The organism is Pararhizobium sp. P1_E7, from assembly GCF_056405855.1.
This window is the reverse complement of sequence record NZ_JBFUBH010000013.1, coordinates 51385-75311: the sequence shown is the minus strand read 5'-3', so window position 1 is coordinate 75311 and position 23927 is coordinate 51385. Positions and strand designations below refer to the sequence as shown.

General features: G+C 60.6%; 22 protein-coding genes. 17 read left to right on the top strand and 5 right to left on the bottom strand.

Going from position 1 to position 23927, the window contains the following annotated elements:
• Positions 1–46: 46 nt before the first annotated feature.
• Both AC1D17_RS15290 and murJ read left to right on the top strand, forming a co-directional pair.
• Complete coding sequence (locus AC1D17_RS15290; protein WP_477566242.1) at positions 47–2893, top strand: [protein-PII] uridylyltransferase; 2847 nt, start codon at positions 47–49, stop codon at positions 2891–2893.
• Positions 2890–4482, top strand: a complete 1593-nt coding sequence (gene murJ, locus AC1D17_RS15285) for a murein biosynthesis integral membrane protein MurJ (RefSeq protein WP_477566241.1) — start codon at positions 2890–2892, stop codon at positions 4480–4482. Before AC1D17_RS15290 ends, murJ begins: the two co-directional genes overlap by 4 nt.
• 11 nt (positions 4483–4493) lie before the next feature.
• Here murJ and AC1D17_RS15280 read toward each other — a convergent pair whose 3' ends face one another.
• Positions 4494–4979: a YcbK family protein gene (locus tag AC1D17_RS15280; RefSeq protein ID WP_477566240.1), complete on the bottom strand. Its 486-nt coding sequence runs from the start codon at positions 4977–4979 to the stop codon at positions 4494–4496.
• A gap of 419 nt (positions 4980–5398) precedes the next feature.
• Between AC1D17_RS15280 and trpS the strand changes: the two genes are divergently transcribed.
• The 14 genes from trpS to trmB all read left to right on the top strand — a co-directional run bounded on the left by trpS (position 5399) and on the right by trmB (position 18777).
• Entirely contained in the window at positions 5399–6466 is a 1068-nt protein-coding gene (trpS, locus tag AC1D17_RS15275; protein WP_477566239.1) for a tryptophan--tRNA ligase, read from the top strand.
• 53 nt (positions 6467–6519) lie between these two features.
• Positions 6520–7011, top strand: coding sequence for a universal stress protein (locus tag AC1D17_RS15270; protein WP_477566238.1), 492 nt, complete (start codon positions 6520–6522; stop codon positions 7009–7011).
• Positions 7012–7165: 154 nt separating this feature from the next.
• Positions 7166–7732, top strand: a complete 567-nt coding sequence (locus tag AC1D17_RS15265; protein WP_264220785.1) for a NifU family protein — start codon at positions 7166–7168, stop codon at positions 7730–7732.
• A gap of 46 nt (positions 7733–7778) precedes the next feature.
• Positions 7779–8444, top strand: a complete 666-nt coding sequence (gene tsaB / locus AC1D17_RS15260) for a tRNA (adenosine(37)-N6)-threonylcarbamoyltransferase complex dimerization subunit type 1 TsaB (RefSeq protein WP_477566237.1) — start codon at positions 7779–7781, stop codon at positions 8442–8444.
• A gap of 1 nt (position 8445) precedes the next feature.
• Positions 8446–8958: a GNAT family N-acetyltransferase gene (locus AC1D17_RS15255; RefSeq protein ID WP_477566236.1), complete on the top strand. Its 513-nt coding sequence runs from the start codon at positions 8446–8448 to the stop codon at positions 8956–8958.
• A 111-nt stretch (positions 8959–9069) separates the two neighbouring features.
• Positions 9070–9858 carry a lyso-ornithine lipid O-acyltransferase gene (olsA, locus tag AC1D17_RS15250; RefSeq protein ID WP_477566235.1) on the top strand — a complete coding sequence of 263 codons (789 nt, stop codon included), beginning with the start codon at positions 9070–9072 and terminating at the stop codon, positions 9856–9858.
• Positions 9859–9918: 60 nt separating this feature from the next.
• Positions 9919–11319: a tRNA (N6-isopentenyl adenosine(37)-C2)-methylthiotransferase MiaB gene (miaB, locus tag AC1D17_RS15245; protein WP_477566234.1), complete on the top strand. Its 1401-nt coding sequence runs from the start codon at positions 9919–9921 to the stop codon at positions 11317–11319.
• A gap of 29 nt (positions 11320–11348) precedes the next feature.
• Entirely contained in the window at positions 11349–12404 is a 1056-nt protein-coding gene (locus AC1D17_RS15240) for a PhoH family protein (protein WP_477566233.1), read from the top strand.
• A gap of 19 nt (positions 12405–12423) precedes the next feature.
• The gene (gene ybeY, locus AC1D17_RS15235; RefSeq protein ID WP_477566232.1) at positions 12424–12930 is read left to right on the top strand and encodes an rRNA maturation RNase YbeY; all 507 of its coding nucleotides are present in this window, start codon (positions 12424–12426) and stop codon (positions 12928–12930) included.
• 12 nt (positions 12931–12942) lie between these two features.
• Positions 12943–14097 carry a hemolysin family protein gene (locus AC1D17_RS15230; protein ID WP_477566231.1) on the top strand — a complete coding sequence of 385 codons (1155 nt, stop codon included), beginning with the start codon at positions 12943–12945 and terminating at the stop codon, positions 14095–14097.
• 178 nt (positions 14098–14275) lie between these two features.
• A complete protein-coding gene (gene lnt / locus AC1D17_RS15225; RefSeq protein WP_477566230.1) occupies positions 14276–15865 on the top strand; it encodes an apolipoprotein N-acyltransferase in 1590 nt (529 codons plus the stop codon).
• A 161-nt stretch (positions 15866–16026) separates the two neighbouring features.
• A complete protein-coding gene (locus AC1D17_RS15220; RefSeq protein ID WP_037104547.1) occupies positions 16027–16446 on the top strand; it encodes a helix-turn-helix domain-containing protein in 420 nt (139 codons plus the stop codon).
• A gap of 264 nt (positions 16447–16710) precedes the next feature.
• Positions 16711–17991 (top strand): methionine adenosyltransferase, encoded by a 1281-nt coding sequence (gene metK / locus AC1D17_RS15215; RefSeq protein WP_477566229.1) that lies wholly within the window; start codon positions 16711–16713, stop codon positions 17989–17991.
• A gap of 87 nt (positions 17992–18078) precedes the next feature.
• The gene (gene trmB / locus AC1D17_RS15210) at positions 18079–18777 is read left to right on the top strand and encodes a tRNA (guanosine(46)-N7)-methyltransferase TrmB (RefSeq protein WP_477566228.1); all 699 of its coding nucleotides are present in this window, start codon (positions 18079–18081) and stop codon (positions 18775–18777) included.
• Positions 18778–18804: 27 nt separating this feature from the next.
• Here trmB and AC1D17_RS15205 read toward each other — a convergent pair whose 3' ends face one another.
• Entirely contained in the window at positions 18805–19062 is a 258-nt protein-coding gene (locus tag AC1D17_RS15205; RefSeq protein ID WP_264220774.1) for a BQ00720 family protein, read from the bottom strand.
• A 138-nt stretch (positions 19063–19200) separates the two neighbouring features.
• Entirely contained in the window at positions 19201–19632 is a 432-nt protein-coding gene (locus AC1D17_RS15200) for an Hsp20 family protein (RefSeq protein WP_477566227.1), read from the bottom strand.
• A 154-nt stretch (positions 19633–19786) separates the two neighbouring features.
• On the opposite strand from AC1D17_RS15200, the gene AC1D17_RS15195 reads away from it, so the two are divergent.
• Positions 19787–20731, top strand: a complete 945-nt coding sequence (locus tag AC1D17_RS15195) for a nucleoside hydrolase (protein ID WP_477566226.1) — start codon at positions 19787–19789, stop codon at positions 20729–20731.
• Between the two features lie 88 nt (positions 20732–20819).
• Here the strand turns inward: AC1D17_RS15195 and AC1D17_RS15190 are convergent, their stop codons facing one another.
• Together AC1D17_RS15190 and AC1D17_RS15185 are read right to left on the bottom strand one after the other, a co-directional pair.
• On the bottom strand, positions 20820–21119 hold the full coding sequence (locus tag AC1D17_RS15190) for a hypothetical protein (RefSeq protein ID WP_477566225.1): 300 nt from the start codon (positions 21117–21119) through the stop codon (positions 20820–20822).
• A gap of 197 nt (positions 21120–21316) precedes the next feature.
• Positions 21317–23686 (bottom strand): methyl-accepting chemotaxis protein, encoded by a 2370-nt coding sequence (locus AC1D17_RS15185; RefSeq protein WP_477566224.1) that lies wholly within the window; start codon positions 23684–23686, stop codon positions 21317–21319.
• Positions 23687–23927: the final 241 nt, after the last annotated feature.

The window sequence follows — 23927 nt, the reverse complement described above, 5'->3', positions numbered from 1 at the left end:
ACAGCGGCGCGCAGAGCCCGCCGGACAGGAAGACGGTCGGCCTTTGATGACCATACATGAGACGTCATTTCCCGATATCCTGAATGTCGCGGCACTCAGGGCCAAGTGCAATTTCATCGCATCGGCGCATGCGGAGCATCGCGACCTGATGCGCCAGGCACTTTTGGCGGCGTTCAAGCAGGCCAATCTGGCCGGCCGCGAAAAGGCACGTGAACTGTTGCTTAAAGACGGTAGCGGGCTGAAATGCGCCGAGCGGATTTCCTGGTTGCAGGACCAGCTGATCACCGTGCTGCACGACTTTGTCCTCAACGAGGTTTTCAACGCCGCCAATGCGCAGCCCTGGACCCGCATCGCAGTCACAGCTGTCGGCGGTTATGGCCGTGGCACGCTGGCGCCGGGGTCCGATATCGATCTTCTCTTCTTGCTGCCGGTGAAGAAAGCCGTGTGGGCCGAGCCTGCCATCGAGTTCATGCTCTATATCCTGTGGGATCTCGGCTTCAAGGTCGGCCATGCGACCCGCACGATCGAGGAGTGCATCCGTCTGTCGCGCGGCGACATGACCATCCGCACGGCGATCCTCGAAACCCGCTATATCTGCGGCTCGAAGGAGCTGGCGGATGAGCTGGAGACCCGTTTCGACAGCGAAATCGTCAAGAATACCGGCCCCGATTTCATCGCCGCAAAACTGGCCGAACGCGATGAGCGCCACAGCAAGGCCGGCGATACGCGCTATCTGGTCGAACCGAATGTCAAGGAAGGCAAGGGCGGCCTGCGCGACATCCATACCCTGTTCTGGATCGCCAAATATTTCTACCGGGTGAAGGATTCGGCCGATCTCATCAAGCTTGGCGTGTTGTCGCGCCAGGAATACGAGCTTTTCCAGAAAGCCGATGATTTCCTCTGGGCGGTGCGCTGCCACATGCATTTCTTGACCGGCAAGGCGGAAGAGCGGCTGTCGTTCGACATCCAGCGCGAGATCGCCGAAAACCTCGGCTATCACGACCATCCGGGCATGACGGCCGTCGAGCGCTTCATGAAGCACTATTTCCTGGTGGCCAAGAACGTCGGCGATCTCACCCGCATCTTCTGCGCAGCACTTGAGGACCAGCAGGCCAAGCAGCTTCCGGGGTTCACCGCCGCTCTCAGCCGTTTCACCCATCGCGTCCGCAAGATCGCCGGCACGCTGGAATTCGTCGATGACGGCGGCCGCATCGCGCTTGCCAGCCCTGACATCTTCAAGCGCGATCCGATAAACCTGATCCGCATCTTCCATGTGGCCGATATCAACGGACTGGAGTTCCATCCGGCCGCCTTGAAGCAGGTGACGCGTTCGCTCGGCCTGATCACGCCGGCCGTGCGCGACAATGAGGAAGCCAACCGGCTGTTCATGTCGATGCTCACCTCGAAGCGCAATCCGGAGCTTATTTTGCGGCGGATGAACGAGGCCGGCGTGCTCGGCCGCTTCATCCCGGAATTCGGCAAGATCGTCTCGCTGATGCAGTTCAACATGTATCATCATTATACGGTCGATGAACATCTGCTGCGCGCCGTCGATGTTCTCTCGCGCATCGATCAGGGCCGCGACGAGGAACTGCATCCGCTGGCCTTCAAGCTCATGCCGTCGATCGAGGACCGCACCGCGCTGTTCGTCGCCGTTCTTCTGCATGACGTCGCCAAGGGCCGTCCGGAGGATCATTCGACCGCCGGCGCCAAGGTTGCCCGCAAGCTCTGCCCGCGCTTCGGCATGACGCCCAAGCAGACCGAAACGGTCGCATGGCTGATCGAAGAACATCTGACCATGTCGATGGTTGCGCAGACCCGCGATCTCAACGACCGCAAGACGATCATCGATTTTACCGAAAAGGTCCAATCGCTCGATCGCCTGAAAATGCTTTTGATCCTGACGATCGCCGATATCCGCGCCGTCGGTCCCGGCGTCTGGAACGGCTGGAAGGGCCAGCTTCTGCGCACGCTGTACTACGAGACCGAACTGCTTTTGTCCGGTGGCTTTTCCGATCTGCCGCGCAAGGAGCGGGCGGCGCATGCCGCCGATGTTCTCTACGACGCATTGTCCGACTGGAGCCAAAAGGACCGCAAGACCTATACCAAGCTGCACTACCAGCCCTACCTTCTGTCGGTGCCGCTCGAAGACCAGCTGCGCCACGCAGGCTTCATCCGCGACGCCGACAAGGCCGGCCGGGCGCTGGCGACGATGGTGCGCACGCACCAGTTCCACGCCATCACCGAAATCACGATTCTGTCGCCCGACCATCCGCGCCTGCTCGCGGTGATCGCCGGTGCCTGTGCGGCGGCCGGGGCCAATATCGTCGATGCGCAGATTTTCACCACCTCGGACGGCCGCGCACTGGATACGATCCTCGTCAATCGCGAGTTTCCTGACGACAATGACGAGATGCGCCGCGCGGCGAACATCGGCAAGATGATCGAGGACGTGCTGTCGGGCAAGAAGCGCCTGCCGGAAGTGATCGCCAGCCGCACCAAACACCGCAAGCGCAACAAGGCCTTCACGGTGCCGCCGGCCGTCACCATCAGCAACAGCCTCTCGAACAAGTTCACCGTCATCGAGGTGGAGTGCCTCGACCGCACCGGCCTGCTCTCCGAAATCACCGCGGTGCTTTCCGATCTGTCGCTCGACATTGCGTCCGCGCATATCACCACCTTCGGCGAGAAGGTCATCGACACGTTCTATGTCACCGACCTCGTTGGCCAGAAGATCACCAATGAAGCCCGCCAGAGCAATATCGCCGCGCGGCTGAAGGCCGTGATGTCCGACGAAGCCGACGAGATGCGCGACCGCATGCCCTCCGGCATGATCGCGCCGCAGCACACGCGTGCCGTCACCAGTACAAAAAAAGCCAAGGCAGAATCATGAGTCTCGTCAGGAAGTTCATGACCGTGGGCGGTGCCACGCTCGGCAGCCGCATCTTCGGTTTCGCCCGCGAAACACTGATGGCGGCAGCGCTTGGCACCGGCCCGATGGCCGACGTTTTCTATGCGGCCTTCCGGTTTCCCAACCTGTTTCGCCGCCTCTTTGCCGAAGGCGCCTTCAATGCCGCCTTCGTGCCGCTGTTTTCCAAGGAGATCGAGGCGAACGGCACCGATGGCGCCAAGCGCTTTTCCGAAGAAGTGTTCGGCGTTTTGTTCACGGTGCTCCTGCTCATCACCATCGTGATGGAACTGTCGATGCCGCTTCTGGTGCGCTTCGTCATCGCGCCCGGTTTTGCCGATGACGTCGAGAAATCAAGCCTCACCGTGCGCATGGCGATGGTGATGTTTCCTTATCTCATGTGCATGTCGCTGACGGCGATGATGAGCGGCATGCTCAATTCCTTGCACCATTTCTTCGCTGCCGCCGTCGCCCCGATTTTCCTCAACATCGTGATGATCGGTGCCCTGTTTTATGCGCTCTACACCGGCGCCGATCCGTTGGCGACCGCCTGGTATCTCTCCTGGGGCGTTCTGGTGGCAGGCATCCTGCAACTCGCCGTCGTCTATTTCGGCGTCCTTCATGCCGGCATGAGCATCGGTCTCAAATTTCCCCGCTTCACGCCCAACGTCAAGCGCCTGCTGGTTCTTGCCGTGCCTGCCGCCATCACCGGTGGCATCACCCAGATCAACCAGCTGATCGGTCAGGCGATTGCCTCGGCGCAGGATGGTGCCATTGCCGCCCTGCAATATGCCGATCGCATCTACCAGTTGCCGCTTGGCGTGGTCGGCATCGCCGTTGGCGTCGTATTGTTGCCGGAATTGGCGCGGGCGTTGAAGGGCGGCCATCTGCGCGAAGCCGGCAACCTGCAGAACCGGTCGATCGAGTTCGTGCTGTTTCTGACCATTCCCGCTGCCTTTGCCCTGTGGGTTCTCTCCGACGAGATCATTCGGGTGCTCTACGAGCGCGGCGCGTTCCATGCCGAGAACACCGCCGTCGTCGGCTCCATCCTTGCCATCTATGGCATCGGTCTGCCGGCCTTCGTACTGATCAAGGCGCTGCAGCCGGGTTTTTACGCCCGCGAGGATACCAAGACGCCGATGCGTTTTTCGGCCATCGCCGTTGCCGTCAATTGTGCCCTTGCACTGACGCTGTTTCCCCGCCTCGGTGCGCCGGGCATCGCGGTTGCTGAGGCCACGGCCGGCTGGATCAGCACGGTCCTGCTCTTCGTCACGCTGTTGCGCCGCGGTCATCTGACATGGGAATGGGCGCTACTCCGGCGCACGGCACTGCTTGTCGTCGCCGCCGCGATCATGGGCGGCGTTCTCTATTATCTGCGGAGCGTCTTTGCCGTCTCGCTGGCGTCAGGAGCGCCGTTCTGGACTAAGTTGGGGGCGCTTGGAATTCTGATCGGCGTCTCGATGGTCGTCTATTTCGCCGTCGCTTTCCTGATCGGCGGCGCGGATTTGTCGATGATCCGGCGTAACATCAGGCGCAAGGGCGCCACGAAGGCGGCACCGCCAACGGATATTTGACGTGACAGGCTTCAGGCGGCCCGTCTTCCCGAACGGCGCTTGGCGCTGAGAAAGCCGCGTTTCGATTTTCCGCAGTAGGCCCATTGCCGTTTGGGACCGGTATCGACGTGGACGATGCCGTTGCAATAGCGGCCGATGCCGCCAATGCCCGGCGCTGTTTTCGCCGCGGCGAGGATTTTGCTTTCCGAAACGCCGGGCACGCGGATATCCGCCGCCTGGCAGAACCGGTGCATCGAGCCGGCGCGATGCGCGCTCGGCCGATGGCCCGAGGTCACCAGCGGGCGGCGCCCGGTTTTGATGGCAATATGCGCCAGAATACCCTCAAGTCGCGGCGAAAAGCAGCCTGTTCTGACCGCTACGGTCTGCACGGCATAAGCCGTGGTTCGGCTGTGCACGGGAAGCTTCACCTTGCGCGGACGGTCATCCTTGGCCTCGGCGATGGCGAAATTGGAAAGGGCAAGCAGGCACGCAAGAGCGAGCGATAATAGGTTTCGCATGACAATCCCCTCGGCATTGCCCCTTCAGCATCCATTTTTGGATCGGGACACATGCAAATGTCGGTTCGCCGCGCCCCTGACGCGCGTATGCCGCGAATGAGCTCGGCCTGAGAACCTGGTTGTGGTGGCGAATTGGCAAATTCATCTGAAATGAAGCAATTTTAAGGAATTTTCTTCTTAGGCATGAAAATGCATGCGCTGCGTTGCTGCCTTCATTGGTAATTCAAACATTATATTAGAGGAAAAATTTCCAACTTGGGTCTTTGGATTCAAGGCCTTGGCGGCCGGTTGCGTCACCGTGGGTGGATTTTGCGATAGCGCAGGCCTCCTGCCTCTTGATCGCCGCTATGCCTGTGTGCATAAGCCCGCTAACAGCAACAGAAGAGGCCGGGCCCTCCACAAGCCCGAATGAGGACACGATGTCAGAATTCAAGCCGCTCGTTTTTTCCGGCGTCCAGCCGACAGGCAATCTCCACCTCGGCAACTATCTCGGTGCGATCCGAAAGTTCGTCGCCCTGCAGGAGAGCAACGACTGCATCTATTGCGTCGTCGATCTCCACTCGCTCACTGCCCAGCTCGTGCACGACGATTTGCGCAACCAAATCCGCTCGATCGCCGCAGCTTTCATTGCCTCGGGCATCGACCCGAAGAAGCACATCGTCTTCAACCAGTCGGCCGTGCCACAGCATGCCGAGCTTGCCTGGATATTCAACTGCGTCGCCCGCATTGGCTGGATGGAACGCATGACCCAGTTCAAGGACAAGTCCGGCGGCAAGAACGCCGAGCAGGTCTCGCTCGGCCTGCTTGCCTATCCGAGCTTGATGGCGGCCGATATTCTCGTCTACCGCGGCACCCATGTGCCGGTTGGCGACGATCAAAAGCAGCATCTGGAGCTTGCCCGCGATATCGCCATGAAGTTCAACATGGACTTCGGCGATCATATCCGCAGGACCGATTACGGCATCGACATCAAGGTCGGCGAAGAGCCGGTGCATGCCTATTTCCCGATGGTCGAGCCGCTGATCGGCGGTCCGGCACCGCGTGTCATGTCGTTGCGCGACGGCACCAAGAAGATGTCGAAGTCGGATGCGTCCGACCTGTCGCGCATCAACCTGATGGACGACGCCGACACGATCTCGAAGAAAATCCGCAAGGCGAAAACCGATCCGGATGCCTTGCCGGGCGAGGTCGATGGCCTGAAGGGCCGGCCGGAAGCCGACAATCTCGTCGGCATCTATGCCGCCCTGTCGGACAAGACCAAGGGGCAGGTGCTCGAAGAGTTCGGCGGCCAGCAATTTTCGGTCTTCAAGCCGGCGCTGGTCGACCTGGCGGTCACCGTTCTTGCACCGATTTCGGGCGAAATGCGCCGCCTGATGGACGATACCACCCATATCGACGGCATCCTGCGCGATGGCGGCGAGCGCGCCCGGGCAAGGGCGGAAGTGACGATGAAACAGGTCCGGGAAATCGTCGGCTTCCTGCAATAATTCGCCGCAAAAGAAACCTTGCAGCCAGAAATATCGGGTGTAAGAGTCGCGTCATGGTTTCAACACGACTCTCAAGACTGGAAGGTCACCGCCGCAAATTCATGGCGGTGATCGACGATACGCCGGAATGCAGCCGCGCCGTTCACTATGCCGGCATGCGCGCCAAAAACTCCAATGGCGGTGTTGTTCTGCTTTACGTCATTGCCGACGCCGACTTCCAGCAGTGGCTGGGTGTCGAAGGCATCATGCGCGCGGAAGCCCGCGCCGAGGCAGAGGCAACGCTTGCCAAGATCGCCCAGACGGTGCGTGAGACGATCGGCATCGAGCCGGAAATGGTCATTCGCGAAGGCAGCGCCACGGATCAGATCTATAGCCTGATCGAGGAAGATCGCGATATCGCCATCCTGGTGCTGGCCGCCGGTTCCGCCAAGGATGGCCCAGGCCCATTGGTTTCTTCGATCGCCGGCAAGACCGCCGCGTTTCCCATTCCCGTCACCGTCATACCGGATCTTCTGACGGACGAGGAAATCGACGCGCTGAGCTGAGCCTTGCGTGCATGGCAGGATCAGCGGAATTGATCCTGGGGCGGTCGAAACGCTGACCCGCGCATCTTGAAGCGGTCGCTCAAACGGCCTATATTCTTTTGAATAATTCTAAACAGGCTGGTTGAACGCGATCCCGGCCGAGGCGGAGAAAGACATGTTCATCCAGACGGAAGCCACACCGAACCCCGCCACGCTAAAATTTCTGCCGGGCAAGGTGGTGATGGAAAACGGCACGGCGGAATTCCGCGACGAGGAAGAAGCCGCTGCCGGTTCGGCTCTGGCTTCCCGCCTGTTTGCGATCCCCGGCGTTACCGGCGTCTATTTCGGCTATGATTTCATCACCGTCACCAAGGAAGCGCAGGAGTGGCAACACCTGAAGCCGGCCATCCTCGGCTCGATCATGGAACATTTCATGTCCGGCCAGCCGGTCATGGCAGTCCAGACCCGCGCTGAAGAAAGCGATCAGGACGGCGAGTTCTTCGAGGAAGGCGACGAAACCATCGTCGCGACCATCAAGGAACTGCTGGAAACCCGTGTTCGTCCGGCCGTGGCCCAGGATGGCGGCGACATCACCTTCAAGGGGTTCCGCGACGGCACGGTCTTCCTCAACATGAAGGGCGCTTGCTCCGGTTGCCCGTCCTCGACGGCGACGTTGAAGCATGGCGTCCAGAACCTGCTGCATCATTTCATCCCCGAAGTGCAGGCGGTCGAAGCCGTCTGAGCGAGCGTTCATCCGTGCCGCGACTATCCATCAAAGTTGAAAAATCATGATCGTCCTGGCCATCGATACGGCTGGGACGGGCTGTTTTGCCGCCATCTATGACAGTACCACTGACACGGTTCTGGCCTCCGCCGGCGCCGATATCGGCCGTGGTCATGCCGAGCAGCTGATGGCGTTTATCGATCAGGCGCTGGCCGAAAGCGGCAAGATGCTTGCGGATATGGACCGGATTGCCGTCACCATAGGGCCCGGTTCCTTCACCGGCATCCGTGTCGGCGTCGCCGCAGCGCGTGGGTTTGCGCTGGCGCTCGATGTGCCGGCTGTCGGCATCTCCACACTTGCCGCGATCGCCGAAGCTGCCCGCGAGATGCATCCGGGGCAGGCCATCTTGGCCACGATCGATGCCAAGCGCGACGAGCTGTATTGCCAGAGCTTTGCGGCAGACGGCACGGCACGCAGCGAAGCGTTGATGCTTGAAATCCCGGCAGCCCACCGCATGTTTGCCGATTTCGACGGCCTCGTGTGCGGCACGGGCGCCAGGCATCTGACAGAGCTCCCACCGGAAAACGCTACGCAAACAGACCTCACCGACATCCGTCTTGTCGCCCGTCTCGGTGCGGCGGCCGATCCTGCACAGGGCAAGCCGAGCCCGCTTTATCTGCGCGGGCCCGACGTCAAGTCGCAGGCCGGTTTCGCGGTGGCGCGAGCGTAAGATGTCGCTGACCGACTATTTCGTCCGCAAGCCCGAATTCGAAATCGTCGCCCTGAAAACGGCGGACCTGCCGCAGGCGGCAGCCATCCACAAATTGCGGTTCACGCCAGCATGGAGCGATGGAGAACTGCATTCCCTGCTGACCCAGGATACAGTTTTTGGCTTTATCGCCCGCCAGAGCAATGCCTATACGCGGCCGTTTATTTCGCAACCACTTGTCGGCGGTTTCGTCCTGTCGCGGGTTGCGGCCGGAGAGGCGGAAATCCTGACCATCGGCGTCGATCCGCGGTTTTCGCGCCTGGGTCTCGGCTGGCGGTTGATGCGGGCCGCGTTGCGCGAGGCGCGCGATCAGGCGGCCGATGCGGTTTTCCTCGAAGTTGACGAGACCAATACCGCCGCCGTCGCTCTCTACCGGAAACTCGGCTTTGCCAAGGTCGGTGAAAGACGCGCTTATTATCAAGGTGTTAACGGCGCCAAAACGGCCGCCCTTGTCATGCGCCTCGATCTTGTTTAGCCGTATCGGCTCAATGAGAGGGACGCGCTTGCGCCGCCACGCCGACAAGACCTGCTGCTTTGGAGACAGACGAGACGCCGTCAGGCCGCGGCCGAGGAAGGGCGTCCGCGCGTGATCAATTGGCTGCGCGTCACGCTGTGCATGACAATTCTCGTTCTTGCGACCCTCGTCATGGCGCCGGCCCAGATCGTGTTTCTCTGGCTGGACACGCCGCAACGTCGCACGCTGCCGCGCCTCTGGCACCGGATGGCCTGCCGTCTTGTCGGCATCCGGGTGCGCGTCCATGGCACGCCGGACCGACAGCGGCCGCTGATGCTGGTGTCGAACCACGCCAGCTGGAAGGATATCCTTGTTCTCGGCTCGATCGCCGACGTGGTGTTCGTGGCCAAGTCCGACGTCAAGGCCTGGCCGGTCTTCGGTCTTCTGGCGCGTCTGCAGGCAACGATCTTCATCGACCGCGATCAGAAACGCACGACCGGCAACCAGGTCAACGAAATCGGCAAGCGGCTGGCCGATGGCGAGATCGTCGTACTGTTTCCCGAAGGCACGACATCGGATGGTAACCGGCTGCTGGAAATCAAGACCTCGCTGTTCGGCGCCGCCGCCGCCGCTGTCCCCATGTCGCCGACCGGCGTCGTCCATGTTCAGCCGGTCGCCATCGCCTATACCGGCATTCACGGCATGCCGATGGGGCGCTATCACCGGCCGGTTGCCGCCTGGCCGGGCGATATCGCGCTGGCGCCGCATTTGCTCGGGATCCTCTACGAGGGCGCCGTCGATGTCGATGTGATCTATGGCGAGCAGATCACCTATACCGCGGAGAGCAACCGCAAGGTCGTCAGCCGCCAGGTGGAGAAGAGCATCCGCTCGATGCTGGCCCTCAAGCTGCGCGGCCGTTGACGCCGCGGCGGTAGCGGAAAGGACTTCAATTTTGGGCCCTGATGCTCTATGGAACCGGGCATGACACAGGAAATCGCCGTTTTATCCGCAAAGCCTGACATGGCTGTTGAAAGCCCGCCGGTCCGCAAGGTCTTTGTGAAGACCTATGGCTGTCAGATGAACGTCTATGATTCCGACCGGATGACCGACGCACTGGCGAAGGACGGCTATGTTTCGACCGACGTCATGGAAGACGCCGATCTCGTCCTTTTGAACACCTGTCACATCCGCGAGAAAGCCGCCGAGAAAGTGTACTCGGCGCTCGGGCGGCTGCGTGACCTGAAGAAGAAAAAGGCCGGCGAAGGCCGCGAGATGATGATCGGCGTTGCCGGCTGCGTCGCGCAGGCCGAGGGCGACGAAATCCTGCGCCGGGCGCCGGCCGTCGATCTCGTCATCGGCCCGCAGACCTATCACCGGCTTCCCGAAGCCTTGAAGCGTGTCAAGCGCGGCGAACGGGTGCTGGAAACTGATTATGCCATCGAGGACAAGTTCGAGCATCTGCCCGCGCCCGACAAGGCCAAGACCAAGGCGAGGGGCGTCACCGCGTTCTTGACCGTCCAGGAAGGCTGCGACAAGTTCTGCACCTTCTGCGTCGTGCCTTACACGCGCGGCTCGGAAGTTTCCCGGCCGGTCGCCCAGATCGTTGCGGAAGCGCAGAAGCTGGTCGATGCCGGCGTGCGCGAAATCACCCTGCTTGGCCAGAACGTCAACGCCTGGCACGGCGTTGGCGCCGATGGCGAACAATGGGGGCTCGGCGAGCTTCTCAATCGCCTGACCCGGATCGAGGGCCTTGCCCGCCTGCGCTATACGACCAGCCATCCGCGCGACATGGACGACAGCCTGATTGAGGCCCATCGTGACCTGCCGCAGCTGATGCCCTATCTGCATCTGCCGATCCAGTCGGGCTCCAACCGCATCCTGAAGGCGATGAACCGGCGGCATACGACGGCCGAGTACATTGCCTTGATCGCCCGTATCAAGGCCGCCAGGCCCGATCTTGCGCTTTCGGGCGATTTTATTGTCGGCTTCCCCGGCGAGACCGATGAGGATTTCGAAGATACCCTGCGTCTGGTCGAAACCGTCGGTTATGCACAGGCATTTTCGTTCAAATATTCAACCCGTCCGGGAACGCCGGGCGCCGAACTCGGCGATCAGGTACCGGAAGATGTGAAAGCCAAGCGATTGGAAAGATTGCAGGCTTTGTTGCTGGAGCAGCAAAACGCATTTGCGCAAGCGTGTATCGGCAAGACCATCGACCTGCTTTTGGAGAAGCCCGGCCGCATGCCGGGGCAGTTGATCGGCCGCTCGCCCTGGCTGCAATCGGTGAATGTTGATGCAAAGTCATCGCAAATCGGTGACATTGTTTCTGTACGAATCACTGGTGCGGGCCCTAACAGTCTGTTTGCCGAGGTGGTAAGCTGAGGGACTGCCAACTCAAGGAGCCTGACCGCTTGAACGGACACGAATTGGTTTCATCCTCGCCGCGCCAGTCGAAAACATCCGCGACAGACGTCAATCACTTCGTGCTGACATTCGAGAACAACCGGTTCGCCAGCGAGCTTTTCGGCCAGTTCGATCAGAACCTGAAATTGATCGAACAGCGTCTTCACATCGATGCACGCCCGCGCGGCAATTCCGTTTCGATCTCCGGCGAAGTGGTCGCCACCAATCAGGCCCGCCGGGCGCTCGATTATCTCTACGGGCGCCTGCAGAACGGCAGCACCGTCGAATCCTCCGATGTCGAAGGCGCCATCCGCATGGCCGTCGCCGCTGACGATCAGTTACAGTTGCCGACCATGGAAAAGAAAGCCAAGCTGAACCTCGCGCAGATTTCGACGCGCAAGAAGACCGTTGCCGCCCGCACGCCGACGCAGGACGCCTATATGCGCGCGCTGGAGCGGTCGGAGCTGGTTTTCGGTGTTGGCCCCGCCGGTACCGGCAAGACCTATCTGGCTGTGGCCCATGCGGCCCAGCTTCTCGAGCGCGGCGCTGTCGATCGCATCGTACTCTCGCGCCCCGCCGTCGAAGCGGGCGAGCGCCTCGGCTTCCTGCCGGGCGATATGAAGGACAAGGTCGATCCGTATCTGCGCCCGCTCTATGACGCGCTCTATGATATGATGCCCGGCGACAAGGTCGAGCGTGCCATCACCGCCGGTGTTATTGAAATCGCTCCTCTCGCCTTCATGCGTGGACGCACGCTCGCCAATGCCGCCGTCATCCTCGATGAGGCGCAGAACACCACGACGATGCAGATGAAGATGTTCCTGACGCGTCTCGGCGAAAATGGCCGGATGATCGTCACCGGCGACCCAAGCCAGGTCGATCTGCCGCGCGGCATGAAGTCGGGGCTCGTCGAAGCCCTGCAGATTTTGAAGGGTGTCGAAGGCGTATCGGTGATCCGCTTCAAGGACGTCGATGTCGTCCGCCATCCGATGGTTGCCCGTATCGTTCGCGCCTATGAGGCGACGACGGCGGTGCATGACGAAAGCGAGCAAAGCGACCGCTAAAGGCGGAAGCAAGCCAATCATGACGAGCCTTGATATCCAGATCAGTGTCGAGGAGGGCCCGTGGCCGTCCGAGGCGGAACTTGCGTCGCTCAGCGAGCGCGTCCTTGGCGCGAGCGCCGATTTCCTGAAGCGGGAAGAAAAGCAGCCGTTTCCGAAAACGCCGCCGGAAGTGTCGATGGTCTTTACCGACGATGCGTCCATTCGCGAGATCAACGCCGAGTGGCGCAGCCAGGACAAGCCGACAAACGTGCTGTCATTTCCCGCCTTTCCGGTGACGCCGGGCAAGATGCCGGGGCCGATGCTCGGCGATATCATCCTTGCCCATGAGACGCTGGTGCGAGAGGCCAAGGATCTTGGCAAGTCTTTCGATGAGCACCTGACCCACCTTCTGGTGCATGGCTTTCTGCATCTTTTCGGCTATGATCACCTTGTTGAGAGCGATGCGGAAAGAATGGAGAGGCTGGAGACTCGCATTTTGGCCGGTCTTGGTCTATCTGATCCCTATGGGGACAGCGATCCCGTTTGATAGTTTGGARCAATGAGCGATTTTAGAACACAGCCGGCCACGGCTGTAAGAGACGAGGCGGAAGCCTCCAGTCAGGACGAGGCGGGCAGTAGTAGCACCGCCCCGAAATCTGAGAACGGCAAGTCGGGCTCCTCCTTCTGGAGCCGTGCAGCCCGGATCTGGCGTGCGGGCAATGCTTCCAGCCTTCGTGAAGATCTTGCCGATGCGCTGATGACAGGTGCTGCCGACGGCGATACGGCCTTTTCGCCGGCCGAGCGCGCCATGCTCAACAATATTCTGCGTTTCCGCGAGGTCCGCGTTGAAGATGTCATGGTTCCGCGCGCCGACATCGAGGCTGTCGATCTCAGCATCACCATCGGCGAACTGATGGTGATCTTCGAAGAATCCGGCCGCTCACGCATGCCGGTCTATAGCGAAAGTCTGGATGATCCGCGCGGGATGGTCCATATCCGCGATCTGCTCGCCTACGTCACCAAGCAGGCCCGCAACAAGCGGCGCAGCGGCAGCCGGTCAGCGGCGAGCGCAACCGCTGAAAAGCCGGAGAAGCCCGTCCGCCAGCCCAAGCCGGGTTTCGATCTCGGCCGTATCGATCTGTCGAAGACCGTCGAAGAGGCGGGTATCATCCGCCAGGTCCTGTTCGTGCCGCCGTCCATGCACGCCTCGGACCTGATGCAGCGCATGCAGGCCGCCCGCATCCAGATGGCACTGGTGATCGACGAGTACGGCGGTACCGATGGCCTTGCCTCGCTCGAAGACATCGTCGAAATGGTCGTCGGCGATATCGAGGATGAACATGACGACGAAGAAGTCATGTTCGCCAAGACGTCCGACGATGTGTTCGTCGCCGACGCCCGCGTCGAACTGGAAGAGATCGCCGCGGCGATCGGCCCGGATTTCGACGTGCGCGAGCAGCTTGAGGATGTCGATACGCTCGGCGGACTGGTGTTTGCATCGCTCGGCCGCATCCCGGCCCGCGGCGAGGTGGTACAGGCGATTCCCGGCTTTGAATTTCAGGTTCTCGATGCCGATCCGCGCCGTGTGAAGCGTGTGCGCATCGTCCGCAAGCGCCCGCCCGCCCGCCGCCGTCCCGTAAAGGGCGAAGAGGATGCGTCCTTCGAGGCCGTCTCACCCGCTGAGCCGGAAAAATCACTGCGCGAAACCGGCTAAGCCTCAGGCTTCCCAGAGCCCTGAAGGGCTTTGGTCGCTAAAACGCCGTTTCAAGGCACGACAAACAGCCGCTTTTTTGGAACACTGCCGCCACGTTGATTCGGGTTGACGGTCCTTGCGCGCTGCTGTTTGCCGCGCCTGCGGCCGGGTGGCGGTTTGCGCCGATTGGGGGAAATGAATGGAGTGGCTTGCGGGCAGGATCATGCTGTTGTCGGGAGCCCGCCGGGCCCTCGTTGCCTTCGTCGCCGGGTTGATTGCCGTTTTCGCCTTGCCGCCCTTCGGCATTTTCGCGGCCCCGTTCCTGTCTTTCCCCATCCTCGTCTGGCTGATCGATGGCGCTTCGGGCAATCCCGATCATGGTGTGCTCAGGCGCAGCTTTCCCGCGTTCTGGATCGGCTGGTGGTTCGGCTTCGGCTATTTCCTGGGTGGCCTGTGGTGGCTTGGCAATGCGCTCCTCGTCGAAGCCGATGATTTTGCCTGGGCTGTGCCATTGGCGGTGATCGGTGTCCCGGCTTTCCTCGCAGTCTTCTATGCCTTGGCAACCGCGTTGGCCCGCATTCTCTGGTCGGACGGCATGGGCCGCATCGCAGCGCTTGCCTTCGCCTTCGGGCTTTTGGAATGGTTGCGCAGCTTTGTCCTCACCGGGTTTCCGTGGAACGCGATCGGATATGCGGCCATGCCGGTTCCGCTGATGATGCAGTCCGCCGCAGTGATCGGCCTTGCCGGCGTCAATATGCTGGCTGTCTTCGTCTTCGCAGCCCCCGCGCTCATCGGCACACGCAAGGGATTGCGCGCCGGATTGGGTCTTGCGGTTCTGCTGGTCGCCGCGCATTTCGGCTACGGCTTTTACCGGCTGGAACAACCGTTGCCGCCGCCTGCCGAACCCGCCCTGACTGTCCGGCTTGTCCAGCCATTGATCGACCAATCCAAGAAGATCGATGACAACGAACGGGCGGCAATCTTCGAAGAGCATCTGGAGCTGACCCAGGCACCACCCACCGATGGAGGCAAGCGGCCCGATATCGTCGTCTGGCCGGAAACCGCGGTACCGTTCATCGTGACCGAAAATCCGGATGCGCTGCTGAGAATCTCCGATGTCTTGCAGGACGGCCAGTTGCTCATCGCCGGTGCCGTGCGGGCTGAAGCCAGCGGTGCCGGACAACCGCCGCGGTATTATAACTCGATCTACGTGATCGATGATCGGGGCCAGATCGTCGGCGCATCCGACAAGGTCCATCTCGTTCCCTTTGGAGAATACCTGCCGCTGGAGAACCTTTTATCGACGATGGGGTTGAATGCGGTTGCTGCCGCCATGCCGGGGGGGTTCTCGGCCGCGGCAACGCGCACGCTGCTGACGCTTCCCGGCGGCAAGACGCTCTATCCGCTGATTTGCTACGAGGCGATTTTTCCCGGCGAAATCGGCGAGGATGCACTCCAAGGCGACGCGCTGCTTAATCTCACCAATGATGCCTGGTTCGGAAATACACCCGGACCCTATCAGCATTTCCTCCAGGCTCGGGTTCGATCCGTCGAGACGGGGTTGCCACTTATTCGCGACGCCAACACCGGTATTTCGGCCGTTGTCAACGGGCGCGGGGAGATCGTCACCGGTTTTCCGTTCGGAACGAGAGGTTTTGTGGACACACTTTTGCCGGGAAAGTTTGCTTTGCTAATAAGCCCTGAGGAACAAGAGAGAAATGGGGTGCTGATTGCATGTCTTCTCTTCGGCTTGGCAGTTATTTCCCGTGCTAGTTTTATTTTTAGATAGAATTGACCAAAAACCCCTAAAATTGCATAGTGGCTTTTACCATTGATCTTCACCTATGGTCCGGGGGTTTCCGCCCCGGCTGCACAACGTGGCGTGTAGTCCGCTCTCGGCAAGTGTCCAGGTTATGGAGCAACTGAAACTTCGCTTATTAGGAAACTGTTATGATAGAGAACAAGAAGAAGCCGAACCCGATCGACATTCATGTCGGTAGCCGGATTCGCCTTCGCCGCACCATGCTGGGCATGAGCCAGGAGAAGCTCGGAGAGAGCCTCGGGATCACCTTCCAGCAGATCCAGAAATATGAAAAAGGCACGAACCGGGTCGGCGCGAGCCGTCTTCAGAACATTTCAAGCATTTTGAATGTTCCGGTATCCTTCTTTTTCGAAGATGCACCGGGCGATCAGTCAACCGGTCCGTCTGGTATGGCAGAAGCTTCAAGCTCGAACTACGTGGTCGACTTTCTGTCGTCCTCGGAGGGTCTGCAACTCAACCGTGCATTCGTCAAGATCGGCGATCCCAAGGTGCGCCGGAAGCTTGTGGACTTGGTCAAGGCCTTGGCAGCAGAGGCAGAAGCCGAATAAGGCTGACGCAAGACTGAGATATTGCTGAAAAGAAAGCGGCCGTTAGTGCCGCTTTTTTTGCGCCTTGAGGCAGGTTGCAGATTGATCAGCTGCTGCAACGAGGAAGGCTATTGACCGTGAAATGCGACTTTAAAGCACCAAAAGGCGAGAAAAGCGTTCCTGCCTTGCTCATATAAAGATATATTTATGTCCTTGTGTGCTTGTCATTTCGTGGCAAAATCACTAACACGTTCCAAGCAGTTTTTCTTTGAGGGGACTTCCCGCATGCGCGCTAACTACCTGTTTACGAGTGAATCCGTGGCAGAAGGCCATCCAGACAAGGTCTGTGACCGGATCTCCGATGAAATTGTCGATCTTGTGTATCGTGAAGCCGCCAAAACCGGTGTTGACCCCTGGGGCGTTCGCATCGCCTGCGAAACGCTGGCAACCACCAACCGCGTGGTGATCGCCGGCGAAGTCCGGGTTCCGGACACTCTTTTGAAAAAGGACAAGGACGGCAACGTTCTGAAGGACGCAGCCGGTCATCCGCTCATCAATCCGGCGAAATTCAAGGCTGCCGCCCGCAAGGCGATCCGTGAAATCGGCTATGAGCAGGCTGGCTTCCATTGGAAGACCGCGAAGATCGATGTTCTGCTGCACCCGCAGTCTGCCGATATCGCCCAGGGCGTCGACAACGCCGCCGACAAGCAGGGCGATGAAGGTGCCGGCGACCAGGGCATCATGTTCGGTTACGCCTGCAAGGAAACGGCAGAACTGATGCCGGCGCCGATCTACTATTCGCACCGCATTCTCGATCTTCTGGCAACGGCCCGCAAGAAGGGCGCCGACGAAGCCGGCCGCCTGGGTCCCGACGCCAAGAGCCAGGTTACCGTCCGCTACATCGACGGCAAGCCATCGGAAGTGACCTCGATTGTCTTGTCCACTCAGCATCTCGACGAAAGCTGGGATTCGACCAAGGTGCGCAGCGTCGTCGAGCCCTATATCCGGGAAGCCTTGCATGACATTAAGATTGCAAGCGACTGCAACTGGTACATCAACCCGACCGGCAAGTTCGTCATCGGCGGCCCTGATGGCGATGCCGGTCTGACCGGCCGCAAGATCATCGTCGATACCTATGGCGGTGCGGCCCCGCATGGTGGCGGTGCGTTCTCCGGCAAGGACACGACCAAGGTCGACCGTTCGGCTGCATACGCAGCGCGCTACCTCGCCAAGAACGTCGTGGCCGCCGGTCTCGCAGACCGTTGCACGATCCAGATCGCCTATGCGATCGGTGTCGCTCAGCCGCTGTCGATCTATGTCGACCTGCATGGCACCGGCAAGGTCACGGAAGATCAGGTCGAAGGCGCCATCCGCAAGACGATGGACCTGTCCCCGTCGGGCATCCGCCGCCACCTCGATCTCAACAAGCCGATCTATGCCAAGACCTCGGCCTATGGCCATTTCGGCCGCAAGGCTGGCCGCGACGGCTCCTTCTCCTGGGAAAAGCTTGATCTCGTCAAGCCGCTCAAGGACGCCCTGAAGGAAGAAGCCTTGAAGGCTGCCTGATCCGGCTCTTTACGGACCGGCCGATAAAACTGTAAAGCGGATGTTTCCTGACGGAGACGTCCGCTTTTATCGTGAAAGACCATTGCCATGACCGAACAGCATCGCAGCCGCTCGACCGAAGCCTTCTTCGGCCGCCGCAAGGGCAAGCCATTGCGGGCGCTGCAGGCGACCCATCTCGAAACGGTGCTGCCCGTGCTCCGGCTGGATCTCGCATCAACCGCGCCATCGGATATCAAGACACTGTTCAAGCATCCGGTTGGACGCGTGCGGCTGGAAATCGGCTTTGGCGGCGGCGAGCACCTGATCCACCGGGCCGCCGAAGATCCGGCGACAGGCTTTATCGGCGTCGAGCCCTTCGTCAATTCCATGGCAAAGCTGGTTGGTTACATCGAGGAGCGCGGCGTTAAGAACATTCGCCTGCACGACGACGACGCGACGCAGGTGCTTGACTGGCTGCCGGAAAGCGCCATCGACCAGATCGACCTTCTCTATCCGGACCCTTGGCCGAAGCGGAAACACTGGAAGCGCCGCTTCGTCTCGGACGTCAATCTCGACCGGTTCGCACGCGTCTTGAAACCGGGCGGCATTTTCTGCTTCGCCTCGGATATCGATACTTATGTCAACTGGACGCTGTCACATTGCCAGAATCACGCGGCGTTCGAATGGACAGCTGAGAATGCCTCCGACTGGTTGACGCCTTATCCCGGTTGGCCGAGCACGCGCTACGAGGCCAAGGCTAAGCGGGAAGGGCGCAAGTCCGCCTATCTGACGTTCCGGCGCATCTGAGGGCCGGAATGTGGGGTTGCCCGTAGCCTAATGCAGGCTGACGGTTTTCAGGTCGTCTTCCGCAGCCTTGAAGAAGGTGCTGGAACGGTTGTCGGTGAGAAGGATCGGCGTGCCATCGGCGCCGAACAGGGCCCATAGATCAAGATCGGGGTCCATGTCGGGTGCTTCCGGGAAGACACGCGACACTTCGTCGGAACGCATCTTGCGGATATAGCCAACTTCACCGGCGCCGAGATGGGCCAGGTCGTTTTTCGACAGATGTGAGCTGACGTCTTTCAATCCCATGAATCGTACTCCGTTGCTTTGCCGATTACGTCGCCGGGCGGCGACGAAAACCCGCAACACATTGATTTCCTGTACGAAGTTCGGGGCCATTGGGAGCGGCCGGGTCCTTTGTGCAGCCGACAAAAGTTGCCGGTTATCCTACTCTGGGACTAAAATATTAATTTTCTTTACCATGCGGACAGGTTCCGGACGAATGAGGTCGACGGAAAGCAGGCCGTTCTTCAGCTCGGCCTTGGAAACCTGCATTCCCTCGGCCAGCACGAACATCCGCTGGAATTGGCGGGCGGCGATCCCACGATGCAGATAGTCACGCTCGCCTGTGTCTGCTTGCCGTCCACGGATGATCAGCTGGTTTTCTTCGGTCGTGACGTCGAGATCGTCCTCTGAAAAACCGGCGACGGCCAGCGTTATGCGCAGGCTGTCCGGTTCATCGGACGACGTGTCGCGGCGGACGCGCTCGATATTGTAGGGTGGGTAACCGTCATTGCCCTTGGCGATGCGCTCAAGGGTCTTTTCCATCGCGTCGAAACCGAGCAGCAGCGGGCTCGTAAAGGGCGTGATCCGGGTCATGTCTAGTCCTTGCAGCTCAAGCGACTGTTTTTGCGGACCTGCCAGGCAGCATCCGGGAGCTTCAATATGGTAGCTGTGCGTAGCGAGTGCAAGGCGCTTGCGCCGGACCGACAGGCAAATCATAGTCCCGCTCGCAGATTTGGAGGAGACCCGCATGGCCGCGCCGAGAAAGATTATCATCGATACCGATCCGGGGCAGGACGATGCCGCCGCGATCATGCTGGCGCTCGGCAGCCCCGGCGAACTCGATGTGCTCGGGATTACTGCTGTCGCCGGCAATGTTCCGGTGGCTCTGACCTCCCGCAACGTCCGGGTCGTCTGCGAGCTGTGCAATCGCCGTGACGTGAAGGTCTATGCCGGCGCCGACAGGCCGCTCGTCCGCCAGCTGGTGACGGCGGAACATGTGCACGGCAAGACCGGCCTCGACGGTCCCGTCGTCGAGGAGCCGACCATGCCGCTGCAGGCTGAGCATGCGGTCGATTTCATCATCGAGACCTTGCTTGCCGAAGAGCCGGGCAGCGTTACGCTCTGCACCCTGGGGGCGCTGACCAATATCGCGCTGGCGCTCAACAAGGCGCCGCAGATTGCCCCGCGTGTGCGTGAACTGGTGATGATGGGCGGCGGCTTTTTCGAGGGCGGCAACATCACGCCGGCTGCCGAATTCAATATCTATGTCGATCCCGATGCGGCCGACATCGTCTTCAAGTCGGGTATCCCCATCGTGATGATGCCGCTCGACGTTACCCACCGGGTGCTGACCTACAAGACGCGCGTCGAAAAGATCAAGGCGATCGGCTCGCCGGCTGCGGTTGCGATGGGTGAGATGCTGGAATTCTTCGAGCGCTTCGATATCGAGAAATACGGTTCCGATGGTGGCCCGCTGCATGATCCGACCGTGATCGCCTATCTGCTGCGTCCCGAGCTGTTCAAGGGCCGCGACTGCAATGTCGAGATCGAGACCAGGTCGGAACTGACCGTCGGGATGACGGTGGTCGACTGGTGGCAGGTCACCGGCCGCAAGCACAATGCCAAGGTGATGCGCGAGGTCGATGACCAGGGCTTCTTCGATCTTTTGACGGAGCGCCTGGCGCGTCTCTGAGCATTGGCAGCACGGCATTGGCAACAACGGCGTCGCAAAGGCGCCGTTGTCTCGGCTCACAGGCGCTGTGCCCAATCCGACTTCACAACTACGGTGTCGTCGTCGTGGGTTGCGTGGTCGTCGTGCCGGTTGTGCCGGTCGCAGGCGTACCCGTTGTTCCGGTTGCAGGTGTCTCTGTTGCCGGAGTATTTGTTACGGGCTTGTCCGCCGATGGGGTTTCCACCGCCGGTACATTGACGTTCACGTCGGTGCCGCCACCGCCGTTGAGGTTGATAACGCCGGTAAACATCAGCAACCCGCCGATGACGACCAGCGCCACAATCACCGCCACCACCCAACTGGCGGTGCTTCGGCCTGAATTGACAACTGTTGGTCCACGATCAGTCATCTTAAGCTCCTTCGCGTTGAACTACAGCTGTAACGCAGAAGTTCTGCGAAAGTTCCCCTTTAGGTTGGTCAGTGATCATGGGGGAAGGCGATGTGCCGGCGGTGACCGATGATTGCCGCGGCGACCGGCGCATTAAGGTCAAACGGCGCCACATGGGCGCCGTTTGCATCTCGGTTGTCTTGTTTCAAGGCCGGGGCTCAGAACTCTTCCCAGTTGTCCTGGGCGAGAGCCGTATTGCCCGAAACCTGCGGCACTGCCCTTTGTGGCGGGGCAACGTAGCGGGCCGGCGCCGGCTTGGCAGGCGTGCTATAGCTTGGCGCGGATGCCTTGGCAGGCGTGCGCATGCGGTCAGCGGTGCTGCGCAGCATCTCAGCCGAAGACTGGCCCTGACGAGCGACATGGAAGCGAGAGACCAGCGCGCTCAGCGCGCGTGCCTCTTCGTTCAGCGCCATGCTGGCGGCGGTGGTTTCTTCCACCATCGCTGCGTTCTGCTGAGTCACCTGGTCCATCTGGTTGACCGCCGTGTTGATCTCCTTGAGGCCGACGGCCTGTTCGGATGCCGAGCCGGAAATCTGGCGGATCAGGCCGTTGATCTGGACCACCTGGTCGGCGATCTTCTGAAGCGCACCGCCGGCGCGGCCGACGAGATCGACCCCGTCGCGTACCTGACCGGCCGAGGTGTTGATCAACTGCTTGATCTCCTTGGCGGCATTGGCCGAGCGCTGGGCCAGTTCGCGCACTTCCTGGGCAACGACGGCAAAACCCTTGCCGGCATCGCCCGCGCGAGCAGCCTCGACGCCAGCGTTCAGCGCCAAAAGGTTGGTCTGGAAAGCGATTTCGTCGATGACGCCGATGATCCGGCTGACTTCTCCCGAAGATTGTTCGATGCCCTTCATGGCGGCAATCGCCTTCTGCACCACTTCACCGGACTGTTCGGCATCGTTGCTGGCGGTCTCGACGGATTTCGCTGCGACCTTGGCATTGTCGGCGCTGGCATTGACCTGCGAGGTCAGCTGATCAAGCGCCGCCGCCGTTTCTTCCAGGCTTGCCGCCTGCTGTTCGGTACGGTGCGACAGATCGTTGGCGGCGTTGCTGATTTCGCTGGTGCCGGTGCCGATATTGACGACCGAGGTGTTGACCGTCTGGATCGTCTCTTCGAGGCTGTCCATGGCGGAATTGAAGTCGGTCTTCAGCTGGGCATATTCGCCGGGGAAGTCTTCGGTGATGCGATAGGCAAGGTCACCCGAGGAAAGCTGCGACAGGCCCTTGGCGAGCTTGGCGACAATCTCGCGCTGGGTGGCGTTCGACTGGGCGCGTTCGGCTTCGGACTGGCTGCGCTGCTGTTCGGAAGACTGACGTTCCTGCTGCGCTTCGGCTTCCAGGCGCTTGGTGTCGGCCAGCCGGTGGCGGAAGCCTTCGAGCGCCTTGGCTACGGAGCCGGTCTCGTCGGTGCGGTCCTGTCCGGAGACGGCGTTGGTGTAGATGCCGCTGCTGAGGTTTGCAACGTCGCTGACGAGGCCAGCAAGCGGCTTCTGAACGAAACTGCGCACGGCCAGATAAAGGCCGAGAAGAACGGCGCCGAGCACGATCAAGCCGCCAGCGATCATCATGTAGGTCTGGTCGACGACCGGTGCGTTGATGGCAGTCTGCGGCACATCGACGAGGACGACCCAGGTCGCGTTCACATCGGGCAGGGTGAAGGGATAGACCACCCGCTCGAAGGTCGCGTTGCCGTCATAGGTCAGATCATGGATCATGCCCGGCTGCGAGCTGGACAGCGCCTTCTTGACGATGTCCGCGCCGATGCCGTCATATTCCTTCATCAGGAGATCGGGGATTGGCGAGACCAGCCATTTGCCGMTCTGCGACAGCAGCGTCACGCGGCCGGAACCGAAGGGGCGGATATCCTTGACCTTATTGGCAAGCGAAGTCAGGGAAACATCGACGCCGCTGACGCCGATCAGCTTGCCATTGGAGATGACCGGGTAGGCGATCGAGGACATCGAGTTGTTTTCGCCGGTCGTCGTCTCGGTGTAGGGCTGCGACATCGCGCCCTTGAGGCTCTTGGCCGCCAGCGAATACCAATCGGCAGGATAGTCGGAATCGAAGGTCGAGAAGGCGATGCCGGTCTTGCTCTTGGTCCAGTAGGGGTTCAGCGTACCGTCCTTGCTGGCGCCGAATTCCTTCTGGCCTGCATAGTCCTTGGCCTTCCCGTCGAAGGCATTCGGCTCCTCGGCAAACCAGCTGCCGAAAGCGAACGTGTTCTTTTCGACATTGGTCTTGAGCATATCGACGATGCCCTTGCGGTCGAGATAGCCGCCTTCATGGCCGCGTCCGATGACGCCGGCCGTCGAACGGGCAGCGCCCGCCAGTTCGGCAATGTTGCTGGCAATGTCGGACGCAATGGATTTTGCTTCGGTGCGCGCCTGGTCCAGCACCAGTGTTTCGACCCGATCCTGCGTCTGGGAAATCAGCACGTAGTTGGAGGCGAGAAGGACGAGCGCGATCGTGCCGCCCGTTACCGCGATGAGTTTTGTGGCCAGCGATCTGGCCTGGAACTTGAACATGAATGGCCCCGCATTGTGAGAGGTCCGCGGGTTTCAAGCCGCGGAATGACGCGATCTTTGGATGGAAGATGCCCCCTCATGGAGCGCCAGATGCCGACCGGCATCGTGAGGCCACCCCTGATCCTTGGAAGGCGGCCTTTGCAGCTGTTTGATAGCCCGATATTTATTAAAATTGGGACAATATCAAAAACCGAAATCCGGCTGTTTTTGACGGATGTTCGCTGGAATGCCGCACCGGCGA